11 protein-coding genes are annotated in these 16,734 nt (G+C 66.0%); all 11 read right to left on the bottom strand.

Going from position 1 to position 16,734, the window contains the following annotated elements:
• Nucleotides 1-4 precede the first annotated feature (4 nt).
• Nucleotides 5-601, bottom strand: a complete 597-nt coding sequence (locus AC25MA_RS03135; protein WP_028691281.1) for a MarC family protein — start codon at nt 599-601, stop codon at nt 5-7.
• A 71-nt stretch (nt 602-672) separates the two neighbouring features.
• Nucleotides 673-3,438 carry a hybrid sensor histidine kinase/response regulator gene (locus AC25MA_RS03130; RefSeq protein WP_486971780.1) on the bottom strand — a complete coding sequence of 922 codons (2,766 nt, stop codon included), beginning with the start codon at nt 3,436-3,438 and terminating at the stop codon, nt 673-675.
• A gap of 136 nt (nt 3,439-3,574) precedes the next feature.
• The gene (gene purD / locus AC25MA_RS03125) at nt 3,575-4,870 is read right to left on the bottom strand and encodes a phosphoribosylamine--glycine ligase (protein ID WP_028691279.1); all 1,296 of its coding nucleotides are present in this window, start codon (nt 4,868-4,870) and stop codon (nt 3,575-3,577) included.
• A 182-nt stretch (nt 4,871-5,052) separates the two neighbouring features.
• A complete protein-coding gene (purH, locus tag AC25MA_RS03120) occupies nt 5,053-6,660 on the bottom strand; it encodes a bifunctional phosphoribosylaminoimidazolecarboxamide formyltransferase/IMP cyclohydrolase (protein WP_028691278.1) in 1,608 nt (535 codons plus the stop codon).
• Between the two features lie 79 nt (nt 6,661-6,739).
• Nucleotides 6,740-7,060, bottom strand: coding sequence for a DNA-binding transcriptional regulator Fis (gene fis, locus AC25MA_RS03115; protein WP_011535876.1), 321 nt, complete (start codon nt 7,058-7,060; stop codon nt 6,740-6,742).
• Entirely contained in the window at nt 7,057-8,070 is a 1,014-nt protein-coding gene (gene dusB / locus AC25MA_RS03110) for a tRNA dihydrouridine synthase DusB (protein ID WP_028691277.1), read from the bottom strand. Before dusB ends, fis begins: the two co-directional genes overlap by 4 nt.
• 228 nt (nt 8,071-8,298) lie before the next feature.
• Nucleotides 8,299-9,627 (bottom strand): DUF3426 domain-containing protein, encoded by a 1,329-nt coding sequence (locus tag AC25MA_RS03105; RefSeq protein WP_028691276.1) that lies wholly within the window; start codon nt 9,625-9,627, stop codon nt 8,299-8,301.
• A gap of 43 nt (nt 9,628-9,670) precedes the next feature.
• Nucleotides 9,671-10,549: a 50S ribosomal protein L11 methyltransferase gene (gene prmA, locus AC25MA_RS03100; RefSeq protein ID WP_232853681.1), complete on the bottom strand. Its 879-nt coding sequence runs from the start codon at nt 10,547-10,549 to the stop codon at nt 9,671-9,673.
• Between the two features lie 170 nt (nt 10,550-10,719).
• Nucleotides 10,720-13,530: an FAD-binding and (Fe-S)-binding domain-containing protein gene (locus AC25MA_RS03095; RefSeq protein WP_486971779.1), complete on the bottom strand. Its 2,811-nt coding sequence runs from the start codon at nt 13,528-13,530 to the stop codon at nt 10,720-10,722.
• A gap of 71 nt (nt 13,531-13,601) precedes the next feature.
• Nucleotides 13,602-14,747: an FMN-dependent L-lactate dehydrogenase LldD gene (lldD, locus tag AC25MA_RS03090; RefSeq protein ID WP_028691273.1), complete on the bottom strand. Its 1,146-nt coding sequence runs from the start codon at nt 14,745-14,747 to the stop codon at nt 13,602-13,604.
• 63 nt (nt 14,748-14,810) lie between these two features.
• Nucleotides 14,811-16,481 carry a lactate permease LctP family transporter gene (locus AC25MA_RS03085; RefSeq protein ID WP_486971778.1) on the bottom strand — a complete coding sequence of 557 codons (1,671 nt, stop codon included), beginning with the start codon at nt 16,479-16,481 and terminating at the stop codon, nt 14,811-14,813.
• Nucleotides 16,482-16,734: the final 253 nt, after the last annotated feature.

Genomic DNA, 16,734 nt, shown 5'->3' with positions numbered 1-16,734 from the left:
GGGGTCAGGGCAGCAGGTAGCCCTTGATCCCGGTGAAGATGATCTGCGCCGCCAGGGCGCAGACGAACAGTCCCATCAGGCGGCTGACGATCTGCAGGCCCTGGTCGCCGAGCAGCCGCTCGATACGGTGCGAGAGGTACAGCACCAGGCCGACGGTGAAGCTGGCCAGGGCGATGCTGACGATGGCCAGCAGCTTGTCGTCCCAGTGCGGCTGGCCCACCCCCATCACCAGCAGTGCACCGATGGTGCCCGGGCCGACGGTGAGCGGAATGGTCAGCGGCACGATGGTCACGTCCTGCTGCACGTTGTCAGTCTGCACAGCCGACTTGCCCTGGGCCATGCCCAGCGCCGAGATGAACAGCACCGAGCCCGCGCCGATGCGGAAGGCGTCGGCGGTGATGCCGAATACCCCGAAGATCACCCGCCCGAACAAGTACAGCAGCACGCTGGCGACCAGCGTGGCAATGGCCACCCGCCAGGCCAGTTGCTTGCGTTCCTTGCTGGAGTGGCCGCGGGTCAGGCCGATGAAACATGAGAGCACGAAGAACGGGCTGTAGAGCACGAGCATCTTCAGGTAGACGCTGAACAACTCATGGAGCATGGGGGCGGGTCCGCGACGGGATAGGTGGCACCTGTATAGCACGGAACCTGCGGGATGGGCGCGGGCTTCTCTCAGGCCAGCGGGTCAGACACTACCTGACGCTGCCCCGCCCAGAACTGGATCAGCTCACGCAATTGCGACAGCTCCACCGGCTTGGCCATGTGCCCATCCATGCCGGCCAGGCGCGCCCGCTCCTTGTGTTCGTTGAGAATGTGCGCGGTCAGCGCCACCACCGGGGTGCGCGGACGCTGGTTGGCGGTTTCCCAGGCACGCAGCTGCTGGGTGGCTGAGAAGCCGTCGAGTACCGGCATCTCGCAGTCCATCAGCACCAGGTCGTAGTGCCTGGCCTTCATCGCCTGCAGGGCTTCCTCGCCGTTGCTGGCGGTGTCCGGCTCGAGGTTGAGCTTGCCGAGCATGCCGCGGATGACCTTGGTCGAGATGCTGTTGTCCTCGGCCACCAGGATGCGGAAGTCGCCGGGCAGGTCCAATGGCACCGGGCTGCCGGCCGGCAGCGGCGGCGCGGCCTGCTCGCGGCCGCGCAGGGCGAGCTCCTCGGCGAGGGTGGTCTTGAGCGTGTAGCCGGCCACCGGCTTGGCGAGGATGCGCTTGACCCCGGCGTTGCGGGCGATGATCTTGCTCGGCGCATTGCTGATGCCGGTAAGCATGACCACCAGGATATCGTGGTTCAGGCTCGGGTCTTCCTTGATCTTGGCCGCCAGCTGCATGCCGGTCATGCCGGGCATGTTCTGGTCCAGCAGCACCGCGTCGAAGTAGTCGCGCAGGTGCGCCTTGGTACGCAGCAACGCCAGCGCTTCCTTGCCCGACGGCACCGCGCTGACGTTCATGCCCCAGGCGCTGCACTGCTGCACCAGTACCTTGCGGCAGGTATCGTTGTCGTCGACCACCAGCACCCGCGCATCGCGCAAAGGGCTGTCGAGGTCGGTGGCCGGCTGCTCCAGGCGCAGCGGGTCCAGCGGCAGGGTCAGCCACAGGGTGTTGCCCATGCTGGTGCTGGTCTTGATGCCGAACTCGCCTTGCATCAGGCCGATCAGCTGCTTGGCGATCACCAGGCCCAAGTGGCCGCCGAGCTTGTTGCTGGAGAGGAAGTGGCGGCTGTGCAGTTCGGCCTGTAGCAGGGCATCGCGCTCGGCGGGCGGCATGGGCTCGCCGCTGTCCTGCACGGCAATGCGCAAGCGCGGGCTGTCGCCGCGTTGGTCGAGGGCCACCACCAGCAGGATCTCGCCCTGGGTGGTGTTTTTCAGGGCGTTGTCCAGCAGACTCGACAGGGCCTGGCGCAGGCGTGTCGGGTCGCCGCTGACGACCCTGGGCACCTGAGGCTGGGTGAAGCTGATCAACTCGATGTTCTGCTGCTCGGCCTTGGCCCGGAAGATGTTCAGGCAATCCTCGATCAGGGCATTGAGGTCGAACTGCACATCGTCCAGTTCGATCTGCCGCGACTCGAGCTTGGAGATGTCGAGGATTTCGTTGATCAGGGTGAGCAGTTCGTTGCCGGCGCTGTGGATGGTTTGTACGTAGTCGCGCTGTTTAACCGACAGCGGCGTGCCCAGCAGCAGCTCGGTCATGCCCAGCACACCGTTCATGGGGGTGCGGATCTCGTGGCTGATCTTGGCCAGGAACTCGGCCTTGGCGTTGATCTCGGCATCGCTGGCGGCCAGGGCGCGGCTGGCGCGGAAACGCTCCTCGCTGATCCGGCGCAGGCGTTCGCTGACCGCGAGGTTGAGCAGCAGGCCGCTGACCACCGTCAGCGCCATGAGGATGCACAGCAGCCAGGGCGTGGGGGTGCGGGTCAGGCCCAGCAGGGCCGGCAGCAGCACCAGGCCGCCGAGGTTGAATACAAGCATCGCCACGGTGAACAACCGCGCCGGACCGTAGCCCTTGTACCAGTGATAGCTGCTGACCAGCAGCATGCTCAGGCTGCCCAGTGCGAGCAGGGCGTAGGTCATCAGGTTCAGCGGCAGCGTGTCGACGAACAGCAGCACCATGCCGCTGACCGCTGCCACCACCATTTCCATGTGCAGCAGGCGGTTGAGCCGCGCCGAACTGCAGGGAGAGAAGAAATGCAGGGTGAAGTACAGCCCGGCCAGGCCCGCCAGCACCAGGGTCAGGTAGGCCGCCGGCGTTTGCGCGCTGTGCCACAGCTGACTCCACGGGCCAGTGAGATTGAGCAGGATCAGCGCGCTGAGCAGCATCAGGCCGTGGTACAGCGCCAGGACCAGCGTGGTGCTGGAGCGTGAATAGGCGAAGCGGATCAGGTTGTGCAGGATCAGCATCACCAGCCCGCCGAACAGCAGGCCGAACAGCAGCGACTGGCGCTGGTCGGCGGCGGCGTGGGCGGTGGACTTGACGCTGATGGCAGGGCGCAACTGGTGTTCGGAGACCAGTCGCAGGTAGATGTCCAGTGGCTGGCTGCTGTGCGGCAGCGGCAGCACATGGTCCCGGCCGCGCTGGGTCGGGCTCAGGCCATCGCCCTGGCGCCCATGGTGCAACTGGCGCAGCAGCTTGCCGCCTTCGAGGGCGTAGAGGTCCAGGCGCGACAAGTCGGGGGCGAAGATGCGGACCAGTTGCTCCTGGTCGTGCGGTTCCAGGCGATAGTGCAGCCAGAGTGCCTGGTCGGGGAGGGCGGCATCCAGTTCGTCGAGGGCCAGGGGGCTGAACTGGTTGCGGTAACGCTCGGAGCGTACATCGGACAATTGCAGGTTGCCCTGTTCATCGAGCAGCGCCGACCAGCCTGCGGCCTGTTCGGCGTGTGCCGGGAGCAGGCAGAGCAGGGTCAGCAGGCTGACGATCAGGGCTATGGCAATCCGAAGCCGACGCACGACGAAATCCCTTCTTAGCTAATGTGCCGGATAACAACTATGCGCGGCGCGCCAAGGCGAAGGCAAGGCCCCGGCGGGGCCTTGACGACGAGCCGAAGGCCGCGTGCGCGGAGCGCCACGGCCGTTCGGTACCTTTTTACTGCTGGTGCTCACCGCGCTCGCGGGCGATGGCCCGGTAGCCGATGTCGGTGCGGTAGAAGCTGGCGTCCCACTTGACCTGTTCGGCCAGGCGGTAGGCCTGCTGCTGGGCGGCCTCGACGGTGTCGCCCATGGCGGTGGCGCAGAGCACGCGGCCGCCAGCGGTGACCACCTGGCCGTTCTTCAACGCGGTACCGGCGTGGAACACCTTGCCTTCAAGCTTGGCGGCGGCATCCAGGCCGCTGATCGCGGCGCCCTTGGCGTAGTCGCCCGGGTAGCCGCCAGCCGCCAGCACCACGCCCAGGCTCGGACGCGGGTCCCACTGGGCCTCGACCTTGTCCAGGGCCTTGGCGAAGGCGGCTTCGACCAGCAGTACCAGGCTCGACTCCAGGCGCAGCATGACCGGCTGGGTCTCCGGGTCGCCGAAGCGGCAGTTGAACTCGATGACCTTGGGGTTGCCCGCCTTGTCGATCATCAGGCCGGCATACAGGAAGCCGGTGTAGACATTGCCTTCCTCGGCCATGCCGCGCACGGTCGGCCAGATTACCTGGTCCATCACGCGCTGGTGCACGTCGGCGGTGACCACCGGGGCAGGGGAGTAGGCGCCCATGCCACCGGTGTTCGGGCCGGTGTCCTGGTTGCCGACGCGCTTGTGGTCCTGGCTGGTGGCCATGGGCAGCACGTTGTGGCCGTCGACCATGACGATGAAGCTGGCTTCCTCGCCGTCGAGGAACTCTTCGATCACCACCCGCGAACCGGCTTCGCCGAAGGCATTGCCGGCGAGCATGTCGCGCACGGCGTCTTCGGCTTCCTGCAGGGTCATGGCGACGATCACGCCCTTGCCGGCGGCCAGGCCGTCGGCCTTGATCACGATCGGCGCGCCTTTCTCACGCAGGTAGGCCAGGGCCGGCTCGATCTCGGTGAAGTTCTGGTAGTCGGCGGTCGGGATCTTGTGACGGGCCAGGAAGTCCTTGGTGAAGGCCTTGGAGCCTTCCAGCTGGGCCGCGCCCTTGGTCGGACCGAAGCAGTCCAGGTTGCGGCTGCGGAACAGGTCGACGACGCCGAGCACCAGCGGCGCTTCCGGGCCGACGATGGTCAGGTCGACGTTGTTCTCGGCGAAGTCGGCCAGTTGCTCCAGGGCGGTGACGTCGATGGCGACGTTCTCGCACTTGGCTTCGGTGGCGGTGCCGGCGTTGCCCGGGGCAACGAAGACTTTCTCGACGCGTGGGTCCTGGGCGACTTTCCAGGCCAGGGCGTGTTCACGACCGCCGCTGCCGATGATCAAAACTTTCATGTCAAAACCTCGAATTCTTTCGGACGGGAGGCAAGGCCTCACGCTGTACGAGGTCGCAATGAAGCAGGTAGATGCAAGGCGGGGCCGGTTCCGATGAGCGGAGTTGCCTTCTGGCAATGAGCATCAGCGGAACCGGCCCCAACGCAGCAGATGCCTGCTTCAGTGCGGCCGATTGCCGTAAATCAGTGGCGGAAGTGGCGCATGCCGGTGAACACCATCGCAATGCCGGCTTCGTCGGCAGCGGCGATGACTTCGGCATCACGCATCGAGCCACCCGGCTGGATCACGGCGCTGATACCCACTTTAGCCGCATTGTCGATGCCGTCGCGGAACGGGAAGAACGCGTCCGAGGCCATCACCGCGCCCTGCACCTGCAGACCGGCGTGTTCGGCCTTGATCGCGGCGATGCGCGCGGAGTTGACGCGGCTCATCTGGCCGGCGCCGACGCCGATGGTCTGGCGGTTCTTGGCGTAGACGATGGCGTTGGACTTGACGAACTTGGCCACTTTCCAGGCGAAGACCAGGTCGTGGACCTCCTGCTCGGTCGGTGCGCGCTGGGTGACGATCTTCAGGTCGTCGGCGCTGATCATGCCGATATCGCGGCTCTGCACCAGCAGGCCACCGTTGACGCGTTTGAAGTCCCAACCGGCGGCGCGCTCGGCTGGCCACTCGCCGCACTCCAGCAGGCGTACGTTCTGCTTGGCGGCCACGACTTCGCGGGCGGCCTGGGAGATTGTCGGGGCGATGATCACTTCGACGAACTGACGTTCGACGATAGCTTTGGCGGTTTCGCCGTCCAGTTCGCGGTTGAAGGCGATGATGCCGCCGAAGGCCGATTCGGTATCGGTGGCGTAGGCCAGGTCATAGGCCTTGCGGATGCCGCCCTCATCTTCAGGCACCACGGCCACGCCGCATGGGTTGGCGTGCTTGACGATGACGCAGGCCGGCTTGACGAAGCTCTTCACGCACTCCAGCGCGGCGTCGGTGTCGGCCACGTTGTTGAACGACAGCTCCTTGCCTTGCAGCTGGATCGCGGTGGAGATGCTGGCCTCGCCCTTCTTGGCCTCGACGTAGAACGCCGCGCTCTGGTGCGGGTTCTCGCCGTAGCGCATTTCCTGGGCTTTGACGAACTGACTGTTGAAGGTGCGCGGGAATTCGCTGCGGCCTTCGGTCGACAGGGTCTGCTTGGCCTGGTCGATGGTGCCCATGTAGTTGGCGATCATGCCGTCGTAGGCGGCAGTGTGCTCGAACGCCTTGAGCATCAGGTCGAAGCGCTGGGCGTAGGTCAGGCCACCGGCCTTGAGGCCCTCGACGATACCGGCGTAGTCACCAGTGTTGACCACGATGGCCACGTCTTTGTGGTTTTTCGCTGCCGAACGGACCATGGTCGGGCCGCCAATGTCGATGTTCTCGATGGCGGTCGGCAGGTCGCAGCCCGGCTTGCTGATGGTGGCTTCGAACGGGTACAGGTTGACCGCGACCAGGTCGATCGGCTTGATGCCGTGCTCGTTCATGATGGCGTCGTCGGTGCCGCGACGGCCGAGGATGCCGCCGTGGATCTTCGGATGCAGGGTCTTGACCCGGCCGTCCATCATTTCGGCGAAGCCGGTGTAATCGGCCACTTCCACCGCGCTCACGCCATTGTCCTTGAGCAGCTTGTAGGTGCCGCCGGTGGACAGGATCTCGACACCGAGCTGTTGCAGCTCACGGGCGAATTCGAGGATACCGGTCTTGTCGGAGACGCTGATCAGGGCGCGGCGGATCGGCAGGCGGGTAGTCTGGTCGGTCATTTCAGATTCCATAACGCGGTGGAGTCAGCAAAAAAGGCGCCTCTTTGCATGAGCGCCTTTTCTGGTTGGGGTTCTGGCCTTACAACAGATCGTACTGCTTGAGCTTCTTGCGCAGCGTGCCTCGGTTGAGTCCGAGCATCTCGCTGGCTTTGGTCTGGTTGCCCTTGACGTAGTTCATCACGCATTCGAGCAAGGGCGCCTCGACTTCCGAGAGCACCAGGTTGTACACGTCCGTGACGGTAGCGCCTTCCAGGTGGGCGAAGTAGTTGTGCAGCGCCTTCTCGACGCTGTCGCGCAGGGTCTGGCCCTCCTCGCTCGGCGTGTTCAGGTGCTGCTTGAGGTTGGCGTTGTCGCTCACGGGCGTTGTTCCACTCACTAATGTCTCGGTCATCATCGTCATGCGGCCACCCCTTGTTCGTCCTCTGTCCCAAGGCTCTGTCGACGTTCGGCGAAAAACGCCTGAACGTTGGCGCACTGCGCTTGTGTGTCTTCCAAAGCGTTGAACCGGCTGCGGAACTCCTTGCCGCCGGGTCGGGTCGCCAGGTACCAGCCCACGTGCTTGCGGGCGATACGCACGCCCATCACATCGCCGTAGAAGGCGTGCAGCGCAGCCAGGTGCTCCAGCAGAATGCGTTCCACTTCGTCCAGCGCCGGTGCGGGCAAATGCTCGCCCGTGCGCAGGTAATGCTCGATCTCGCGGAAAATCCACGGCCGCCCTTGGGCGGCACGGCCGATCAGCAGGCCGTCGGCACCGGTGGCGTGCAGCACCGCCCGGGCCTTTTCCGGCGAGGTGATGTCGCCGTTGGCAAATACCGGGATCGACACCGCCTGCTTGATCGCGGCGATGGTGTCGTACTCGGCGTCACCGGTGTACAGGTCGGCGCGTGTGCGGCCATGCACCGCCAGCGCCTGGATGCCGGCCTGTTCGGCGATCTTCGCCACATTCAGGCCGTTCTTGCTCGCCCGGTCCCAGCCGGTGCGGATCTTCAGCGTCACCGGGACGTCCACGGCGCCGACGACGGCGTGGAGGATCTCGGTGACCAAGGCTTCATCTCTCAATAAAGCAGAGCCTGCGGCCTTGTTGCAGACTTTTTTCGCCGGGCAACCCATGTTGATGTCGATGATCTGGGCGCCGGCCTCGACGTTTGCCCGGGCCGCCTCGGCCATCATCTGCGCGTCGCCGCCGGCGATCTGCACCGAGCGCGGCTCGGGATCACCTTCGTGGATGCGGCGCAGGCTCGACTTGCGGCTGTTCCACAGGCGCATGTCGCTGGAGACCATCTCCGAGACCACCATGCCCGCCCCGAGGCGTTTGCACAGGGTGCGAAAAGGCTGGTCCGTGACGCCGGCCATGGGAGCCAGGATCAGGTTGTTCTGCAGTGTGTAAGGGCCGATGCGTACCGCCGACATAGGTGTTCCCTGTTGTGGGGCCGAATCATTGGAGTTCGAAAAAGGGATGGCATGATACCCGCTCTCGATGACCGGATAAAGATGAATCTGGATAAAATCTGAACAGTTGCGGCGTTATGACCGATGCCGCGGGTACTGGAAATTCAGCACGTTGCGCTGAACCTGGGGCCGCTTTGCGGCCCGTTCGCAACGCTGGCAAGCCAGTAGGGCGGGCTTGCCGCCGGTCGCTTATTCCGGCGAGCGGAAGCTCAGGCTGTAGTTCACCGCCTTCGGCCCCGGGTCGAGGATGTCCAGGGCGATATGGATCGGCGTTTGGCTGGGCATCTCGCCGCGGCCGGCCAGTTCGCCCGACAGGTATTCGCTGGGCTTGAAGCGCCGGCTGGCGATCAGCTGGCCGTTGAGGTCGGCGAAGCGCAGTTCCAACAAGGGGAAGGGCTGGGCGAAGGGGGCACGGTTGTAGATGATCGCGTCGACGATCAGCGCGCCCTTGAAGTCCGGGTGGCTGCGCACCACCAGATTGCTGCTCTTGATCCGCGAGATGTCCACGCGGGTCGGCACCTGGCAGCCGAGCGCCGGACACAGTTGCTGGAACCAGGGGCGGTACTGGTCCTGGCGGGCCATCTCGTCGAAGTGGAACCAGACGTACTGGAACGCCAGCAGGGCGGCGGCCAGCAGCGTCAGGAAGCTCCACAGCAGGCGCTTGCCCCAGTTCGGCGCGGGCTTTTCCCAGTCCAGCTGCAACGGATCGTCGACCACATTGACCAGCGGCTCCTTGCGCGTGCGCTCGGGCTTGATCGCCAGGCTCGGCTCCAGGCGCTGCCCGTGCTGTTCATCGGGCTCCTCGTCGCGGGCCGAGAGCGGCTCGCTGCGGACCTCGTCGTCCAGCGCCGACAGCCCCTTTTGCGGAACCGGCTCGTCGTTGACGGACAACCGCTCCAGTGGCTCGTCGAGGTCGTCGGCCGGTGGCTGGTGGCGCACCGGCGGTTCGTCGTCCAGGTCGAGATCGGCGTTGCCGAGCGTCGGTTCGGTGCGTTCGTCGGCCGCGGCTTCCAGGTCCAGCGGTTCCTGTTCGACCAGTACCGGCGCTTCCTCGCGCACCTGTGCGGGCGTCAGGTCGTCATCGGTGGCCGTGCCGAACAGTTCATCGCCATGTCCATCGCCTACTTGCTCATCGCGACGGGCTTGCAGCACGCTCTGCGCCGCGCCGCGCCGGTCACCCGGGCTGCGTCGTTCAAGGCGCGCCAGTTCCTGGTCGAGGTCGAGGGCGTCCAGTTCCTCGGCGGTGACGCTCCAGTTGTCGTCGCCCGGTGCCGGGGTTTCGGCCGCCGGCTCGGCTGCCGTGGCCACCGGTGCGACCGGCTCGGCCACGGCGGGCGGTGCCTCGGCGCGGCCTTCGGCGGTGGCGGCGCGGTTCTGCTCCAGCAGCTGTTTCGCCGCGTTGAACACCTGCAGGCAATGGCCGCAACGCACCACGCCGCGGGCCACGCTCAACTGGTGATGGGTGACGCGAAAGCTGGTCTGGCAATGCGGGCACTGGGTGACGAAACTGTCGGTCATGCGGCTGTCCGGGGAGCTGTGCAGGAAATGAGTCTAGGCGCGCTTAGCGGCGGCGACCACTGATACGTACCCAGCCGTCGCGCACGACGATCGGGTCCAGGTCGAAGTCGGCCGTATAGGCGGCGGCCACTTCCTCGCCTTGTTCGGCAAGGATGCCCGACAGCGCCAGCAGGCCCCCGGGACGCACCAGGCCGGACAGTTGCGGCGCCAGCGAGACCAGCGGGCCGGCCAGGATATTGGCCACCAGCACGTCGGCCTGCATGGCCGGCATCTGCTCGGGCAGGTGCAGGGCGAACCGCGCGTCGGCGATACCGTTGCGCTGGGCATTGTCGCGCGAGGCTTCCAGCGCCTGCACGTCGATGTCGGTGCCGACTGCCTCGCGGGCGCCCAGCAGCAGCGCGGCGATGGCGAGGATGCCCGAGCCGCAGCCGAAGTCCAGCACCTGCGTGCCTTCCATTTGCTGGCCGTCAAGCCATTCCAGGCACAGCGCGGTGGTTGGGTGGGTGCCGGTGCCGAACGCCAGGCCCGGGTCGAGCAGCAGGTTGACGGCGTCCTTTTCAGGGGCTTCGTGCCAGCTCGGCACGATCCACAGGCGCTGGCCGAAGCGCATGGGCTGGAAGTTGTCCATCCAGCTGCGTTCCCAGTCCTGGTCCTCGATCACCTCGGCGTGGTGCTCGGGCAGCTCGGCGCCGGTCAGCAGGCGCAGGTGGGCGAACACCTGCTCGGGCTCGGCATCGGCCTCGAACAGCGCCAGCAGGTGCGTGTGCGACCACAGCGGGGTGGTGTTGAGGTCCGGTTCGAAGATCGGTTGGTCTTCGGCGTCCATGAAAGTCACCGAGACGGCGCCTACTTCGAGCAGGGCATCTTCGTAGGTTTCGGCTTGTTCCGGGCTGATGGCCAGGCGTACTTGCAGCCAGGGCATGGCGGGCACCTTTGGTAAATCGACAGGGGCAGCCCGAGGCTGCGCGAAAAGGCCGCCAGTTTACTTGAGTGCGGGGGCTTTGTGCAGGACGCAGTTGTGGTGCCGTAATTAACCGGTGCCATCGCCGGGCTAGCCCGCTCCCACGGGAGAGCGCGGGGCAGCCCTGCGGTTCAGAGGCTTCGCGCGCGGGTAACCCGGTCGACCAGGTACACCAGGCCGTGATAGTCGATGCCGCTGTGGCTCGACAGGCCGATTTCGCAGGTGCGGCTGGTGGAGATCCCTTCGCTGCAATACTGCACGGCGTCCTTGAGTGTGCGCAGGGAGTGGGCGTTGAGCTCCGGGGTGGTGAAGCCCTTGTCGCCGGCGAAGCCGCAGCAATGGATGCCCTCGGGGATCACCACCTGCCGGCTGCAGCGGCGCGCCAGGTCGATCAGCGCCTGGCTTTCACCCAGGTGCTGGGTGCTGCAGGTCACGTGCACCGCCACCGGCTCGTCCTGGGGGGTGAACTCCAGCCTGTCGACCAGGTGGGTGCGGATGAAGCGCACCGGGTCGTACAGGTCCAGCCGCGACTCGCCCAGGTCCTGCGCCAGGCGCAGGGTGCAGGGACTGGTGTCGCAGTAGATCGGGTCGAGGCCGCCGCGGCTGGCGTGCAGCAGGGCGTTGATCAACTGCTGGCGCTTGTGCTCGGCCTGCTCGGGGTAGCCCTTGGAGGCGAACGGCTGGCCGCAGCACAGGCTGTCGGCGTTGTCCGGGAATACTACCTGGTAGCCGGCCTTTTCCAGCAGGGCGCGGGTCTTGTCCAGCAGCGAGCTCTGTTCGCGGTCGGCGTAGGCCGGGCCCATCACTCGCGACACGCAGGCGGCCAGGTAGACGACCCGTGGTCGGGCATCGTGGCTCGGCGCGGGGAAGTCGATGGCGCGCAGCGGCTGCGGCATGGCGGGCGTCCACTGCGGCAGGCGGCCCTTGCTGGCCCTGCTCAGGCTGGCGCTGAGGCGGCTCATGCGTGGAGCGCCGAGCAGCTTGCGCGCGCCATTGGCGGCGGCCAGGGTGAAGCGGGCGCCGCGCAGGGTGGTGTGGAAATGCTCGGCCAGCCAGTCGGCGGCCTTGCCGTGCTCAGCGGCCTGGCCGCGCAGCTTCTTCACCAGCTCGCCGGTATTGATGCCCACCGGGCAACGCTGGGCGCACAGGCCCGTGGCGGCGCAGGTGTCGATACCTTGGTACTGATAGGTGCGCAGCAGTTCGCGGGTGTCGACGCCGGCGCGCTTCCTCGCCTGGATGTCGCGCCACATGACGATGCGCTGGCGTGGGCTCAAGGTCAGCCCTTTCGATGGGCACACCGGCTCGCAGAACCCGCACTCGATGCATTTGTCGACGATCTCGTCGGCGGCCGGCAGCGGCTTGAGGTTCTTCAGGTGAATGTCAGGATCCTCACTCAGCACCACATCGGGGTTGAGGATGCCGTTCGGGTCGAGCAGGCGCTTGAGCTGCCACATCAGCTGGTAGGCGTCGTTGCCCCATTCCAGCTCGACGAACGGCGCCATGTTGCGCCCGGTGCCGTGCTCGGCCTTGAGTGAGCCGCCGAACTCCACCGCCACCAATTGCGCCACATCGTCCATGAACGCCTGGTAGCGCGCCACTTCTTCGGCATTGTTGAAACCCTGGGTGAAGACGAAGTGCAGGTTGCCTTCCAGGGCGTGACCGAAAATGATCGCCTCGTCGTACCGGTGCTTGTCGAACAGCTGGATCAGGCGGTTGACGCCTTCGGCCAGTTGCTTGATGGGGAAGGTAACGTCCTCGATGATCACCGTGGTGCCGGTCTGGCGCACGGCACCGACGGCGGGGAAGGTGTCTTTGCGAATCTTCCACAGCTGGTTGTACACCGCCGGGTCTTCGCTGAAGGCGACCTTCTGCTCCAGCGGGAACTCGGCGATGGCTGCCATCACCTGGTCGAGCTGCTCGTGCAACAGGCTCTGGCTGGCGGCGCGGGACTCGATCAGCAGGGCGCAGGCGTTGTCGGAAAGGCCTCTCACCCATGCCGGCATGCCAGGCATCTCTTGCACCGAACGCAGGCTGCGGCGGTCGAGCAGCTCCACGGCGGACACCGGTTGCGGCTTGAGCAGGGTCACCGCTCGGCAGCAGCTTTCGACGCTCGGAAACACCAGCAGCGCGCTGGCCTTGTGCGGATGGTCGGGCACGGTGTCGTAGGTGACGGCGCTGATGAAACCGAGGGTGCCTTCGGAGCCCACCAGAAGATGCTGCAGGATGTCGAGCGGCTGGTCGTAGTCCACCAGCGCGTTGAGCGACAGGCCTGTGGTGTTCTTCAATCGGTACTTGTGGCGGATGCGATCGGCCAGTTCGGTGTTGGCGCGGGTCTCGCGGCCAAGGCGCGCGAGTTCATCCAGCAGGCCGGCGTGGCTTTGCTCGAACGCGGCAACACTGGCCGGGTCCTCGCTGTCCAGGCGGGTGCCGTCGGCCAGCACCAGGCGCAGGCCGGCAAGGGTGTGGTAGGTGTTCTGCGCGGTGCCGCAGCACATGCCGCTGGCGTTGTTGGCGACGATGCCGCCGATCTTGCAGGCGTTGATCGAGGCCGGGTCCGGGCCGATCTTGCGCCCGAAGGGTGCGAGCCAGGCGTTGGCCTGGGCACCGATTACCCCGGGCTGCAGACGGATCTGCGTGCCCTGGCCGCGAATCTCCCGGCCGTTCCAGTTGTCGCCGAGCACGATCAGCACCGAGTCGCTGATGGCCTGGCCCGACAGGCTGGTGCCGGCGGCGCGGAACGTCACGGGTACCCGGTCACGCTGGGCCAACTGGAGCAGGGCGACCACTTCGTCCTCGGATTCCACGCGCACCACCAGCTTGGGAATCAGTCGGTAGAAACTGGCGTCGGTACCGAACGCCAAGGTCGAGGTCGGGTCGTCGAAGCGGCGTTCGGCAGGGATCAGGCGCTCGGCATCACGCAGGAACGCGGCGGGCAGGCTCATGCAGTCTCCTCGCGGGGCCGCGGCGTCTTGTGCGCGGCGTGCCCCGGGTAATCAGGCGTTGGCGGGCGCGCTCAGGCGCCCAGTTCGCGGACCAGCGAGTCGCGGGTGATCTCGCCGATGGACTTGGCGCCAGTCAGCACCATGGCCACGCGCATTTCTTTCTCGAACAGCGCCAGCAGGTTCTTCACGCCCGCTTCGCCATGGGTGGCCAGGGCATAAAGGAAGGCGCGGCCGATCAGCACGGTATCGGCGCCCAGGGCGACCATGCGCACTACGTCCAGGCCGTTGCGGATTCCGGAGTCGGCGAGGATCTTGATGTCGCCCTTCACCGCGTCGGCGATCGCCGGCAGGGCGCGGGCGCTGGACAGCACGCCGTCGAGCTGGCGGCCACCGTGGTTGGAGACGACGATGCCGTCGGCGCCGAACTTGACCGCGTCGCGGGCGTCATCGGCGTCGAGTATGCCTTTGATGATCATCGGGCCGTCCCAGAATTCGCGGATCCACTCCAGGTCTTTCCAGGAGATGGACGGGTCGAAATTGTTGCCCAGCCAGCCGATGTAGTCGGCCAGGCCCGTAGGGTTGCCCCGGTATTTGGAGATGTTGCCCAGGTCATGGGGGCGGCCGAGCAGGCCGACATCCAGCGCCCACTGCGGGTGAGTCATGGCCTGCCACATGCGGCGCAGCGGCGCGTTCGGGCCGCTCATGCCGGAGTGGGCATCTCGGTAGCGGGCGCCGGGCACGGGCATGTCGACGGTGAACACTAGGGTCTTCACGCCGGCCGCCTTGGCGCGCTCCAAGGCGTTGCGCATGAAGCCACGGTCTTTCAGTACATACAGCTGGAACCACATCGGCCGGTCGATGGCCGGGGCCACCTCTTCGATCGGGCACACCGATACCGTGGACATGGTGAATGGGATGCCGTGGGCCGCCGCCGCGCGCGCCGCCTGCACTTCGCCACGGCGGGCGTACATGCCGGTGAGGCCGACCGGGGCCAGGGCCACAGGCATGCTCAGGGTTTCGTCGAACAGCCGGGTCTCCAGGCTCAGGTCCGACATGTTCTTCAGCACGCGCTGACGCAGGGCGATGCTGGCCAGGTCCGAGACGTTGTGGCGCAGGGTGTGCTCGGCGTAGGCGCCGCCGTCGGCGTAGTGGAAGAGGAAGGGGGGCAGCTTGCGTTGGGCCGCGGCGCGATAGTCGGTGGAGGCGGAAATGATCATGGATTCTCGCAGCGTGGGTTGAAGGCGGTGCCGGGCGCTGGTCGGCGCCCGGGCCCTTTCACTTTAGTGATGAACCAGCATGCCGGTCAGCCAATAGGCCTGGATCAGGGTGATCAGGCCGACGATGGTGGCGAAGAACAGGCTGTGCTTGACGGTGAAGCGGAACAGGTCGGATTCCTTGCCGACCAGGCCGGTGGCGGCGCAGGCCACGGCGATCGACTGCGGCGAGATCATCTTGCCGGTTACGCCGCCGCTGGTGTTGGCCGCCACCAGCAGGGTGTCGTTGACCCCGATCTGGTGCGCGGTGGTGGCCTGCAACGAGCTGAACAGGGCGTTGGACGAGGTGTCGGAACCGGTCAGGAACACGCCCAGCCAGCCCAGGAACGGCGAGAAGAACGGGAACGCGGCGCCCGTGCCGGCCAGCACCAGAGCCATGGTCGAAGACATGCCCGAGTAGTTGGTGACGAAGGCGAAGGCCAGCACCATGCCGATCGACAGGATTGGCCAGCGCAGTTCCCAGAAGGTCTCCTTGAAAGTGGTCAGACCAGTTTTGAAGTTGATCTTCAATACCCACATCGAGATCAGCGCCGAGAGGAAGATCGCGGTGCCGGTGGCGGAGATCGGGTCGAGCTTGAACACCGCCGGCATGGCGGTCGGCGCGGTGACGATCGGCGCGGTCTTGATCACCAACTGGTCGAGGTGCGGGATGGCGAAGTTGAACACGAAGTTGTACATCGCGCCGCCCGGGGCGAAGGCCGCCTTGAACGGCTTCAGGGTCCAGATCGTGACCAGCACGGTCAGGATCAGGAACGGCGACCAGGCCTTGAAGATCTCGCCGAAGCTGTACGGCGAAGGCTGGCTGCCACCCGATTGCACGACGGCGGCGCCGACGCTGCCCTTGGCTTCGGCGAACGAGCGCTTGGGCTGCCAGACCTTGAGGAACAGGGTCAGGGCGATCAGGCTGGCCAGGGCAGAGGTGATGTCCGGCAGCTCCGGGCCGATGAAGTTGGAGGTGAAGTACTGGGTGACGGCGAAGCTCAGGCCGGCCACCAGGGCGGCGGGCCAGGTCTCTTTCACGCCGCGCACGCCGTCCATCATGAACACCAGCCAGAACGGCACGAACAGCGACAGCAGCGGCAGCTGGCGGCCAGTCATGGCGCCGATGTGGAAGGCGTCGATACCGGTCACTTGCCCGGCGACGATGATCGGGATGCCCAGGGCGCCGAAGGCCACTGGCGCGGTGTTGGCGATCAGGCACAGGCCGGCGGCGTACAGCGGGTTGAAGCCCAGGCCCACCAGCAGCGCGGCGGTGATGGCCACCGGGGCGCCGAAGCCGGCCGCGCCTTCGAGGAAGGCACCGAAGCAGAAGCCGATCAGCAGCACTTGCAGGCGCTGGTCGTCGGTGATCGACAGCACCGAGCTGCGAATCACCTCGAACTGGCCGCTCTTGACCGTGAGCTTGTAGAGGAATACCGCAGCGACGATGATCCAGGCAATCGGCCACAGGCCGTAGAGGAAGCCATAACCCGCGGCGGCCAGGGCCATGTCGACAGGCATCTGGAAGGCGAAGATCGCCATCAGGATCGACAGCGCAAGGGTGATGCTGCCGGCGACGTGGCCCTTGAGGCGGAACACGGCAAGGGCGAGGAAGAAGAATACGATGGGGATGACCGCCGCCAGCGCGGACAGGCCTAGGCTACCAAGCGGAGTATAGAGTTGTTGCCAGGTTTGCATATGGGGTGGCCCCTAATTGTTGTTGGTCAAGGCTCTGGCATTGGATAATTGGTAATACCAATTTACAATGGCTGGGCGCTAGGTTAAGAGCGCCGCGCAGGGTGTGTCAATTTGTCCTGTGGAAAACTTTGGTCGGATGCCGATGAGCGGGCATCTGAGCGGCAGGGAAAATCGCCGCCTGATGGGTGTCGGCGCCGGCCGGATAGGCGCAGAATAGGCGCCCCCGGATTCGCATCCCCGGGGTTCGTGGAGA

It is taken from the genome of Pseudomonas sp. P65(2024), from assembly GCF_057480955.1.
The sequence above is the reverse complement of the archived record's forward strand: the minus strand, read 5'-3'. Positions and strand labels throughout refer to the sequence as shown.

What these genes read in the sequence shown, in the direction of transcription:
- AC25MA_RS03135 (WP_028691281.1), bottom strand. Translation starts at nt 601, where the DNA reads ATGCTCCATGAGTTGTTCAGCGTCTACCTGAAGATGCTCGTGCTCTAC.
- purD (WP_028691279.1), bottom strand. Translation starts at nt 4,870, where the DNA reads ATGAAAGTTTTGATCATCGGCAGCGGCGGTCGTGAACACGCCCTGGCC.
- purH (WP_028691278.1), bottom strand. Translation starts at nt 6,660, where the DNA reads ATGACCGACCAGACTACCCGCCTGCCGATCCGCCGCGCCCTGATCAGC.
- fis (WP_011535876.1), bottom strand. Translation starts at nt 7,060, where the DNA reads ATGACGATGATGACCGAGACATTAGTGAGTGGAACAACGCCCGTGAGC.
- dusB (WP_028691277.1), bottom strand. Translation starts at nt 8,070, where the DNA reads ATGTCGGCGGTACGCATCGGCCCTTACACACTGCAGAACAACCTGATC.
- AC25MA_RS03105 (WP_028691276.1), bottom strand. Translation starts at nt 9,627, where the DNA reads ATGACCGACAGTTTCGTCACCCAGTGCCCGCATTGCCAGACCAGCTTT.
- prmA (WP_232853681.1), bottom strand. Translation starts at nt 10,549, where the DNA reads ATGCCCTGGCTGCAAGTACGCCTGGCCATCAGCCCGGAACAAGCCGAA.
- AC25MA_RS03095 (WP_486971779.1), bottom strand. Translation starts at nt 13,530, where the DNA reads ATGAGCCTGCCCGCCGCGTTCCTGCGTGATGCCGAGCGCCTGATCCCT.
- lldD (WP_028691273.1), bottom strand. Translation starts at nt 14,747, where the DNA reads ATGATCATTTCCGCCTCCACCGACTATCGCGCCGCGGCCCAACGCAAG.
- AC25MA_RS03085 (WP_486971778.1), bottom strand. Translation starts at nt 16,481, where the DNA reads ATGCAAACCTGGCAACAACTCTATACTCCGCTTGGTAGCCTAGGCCTG.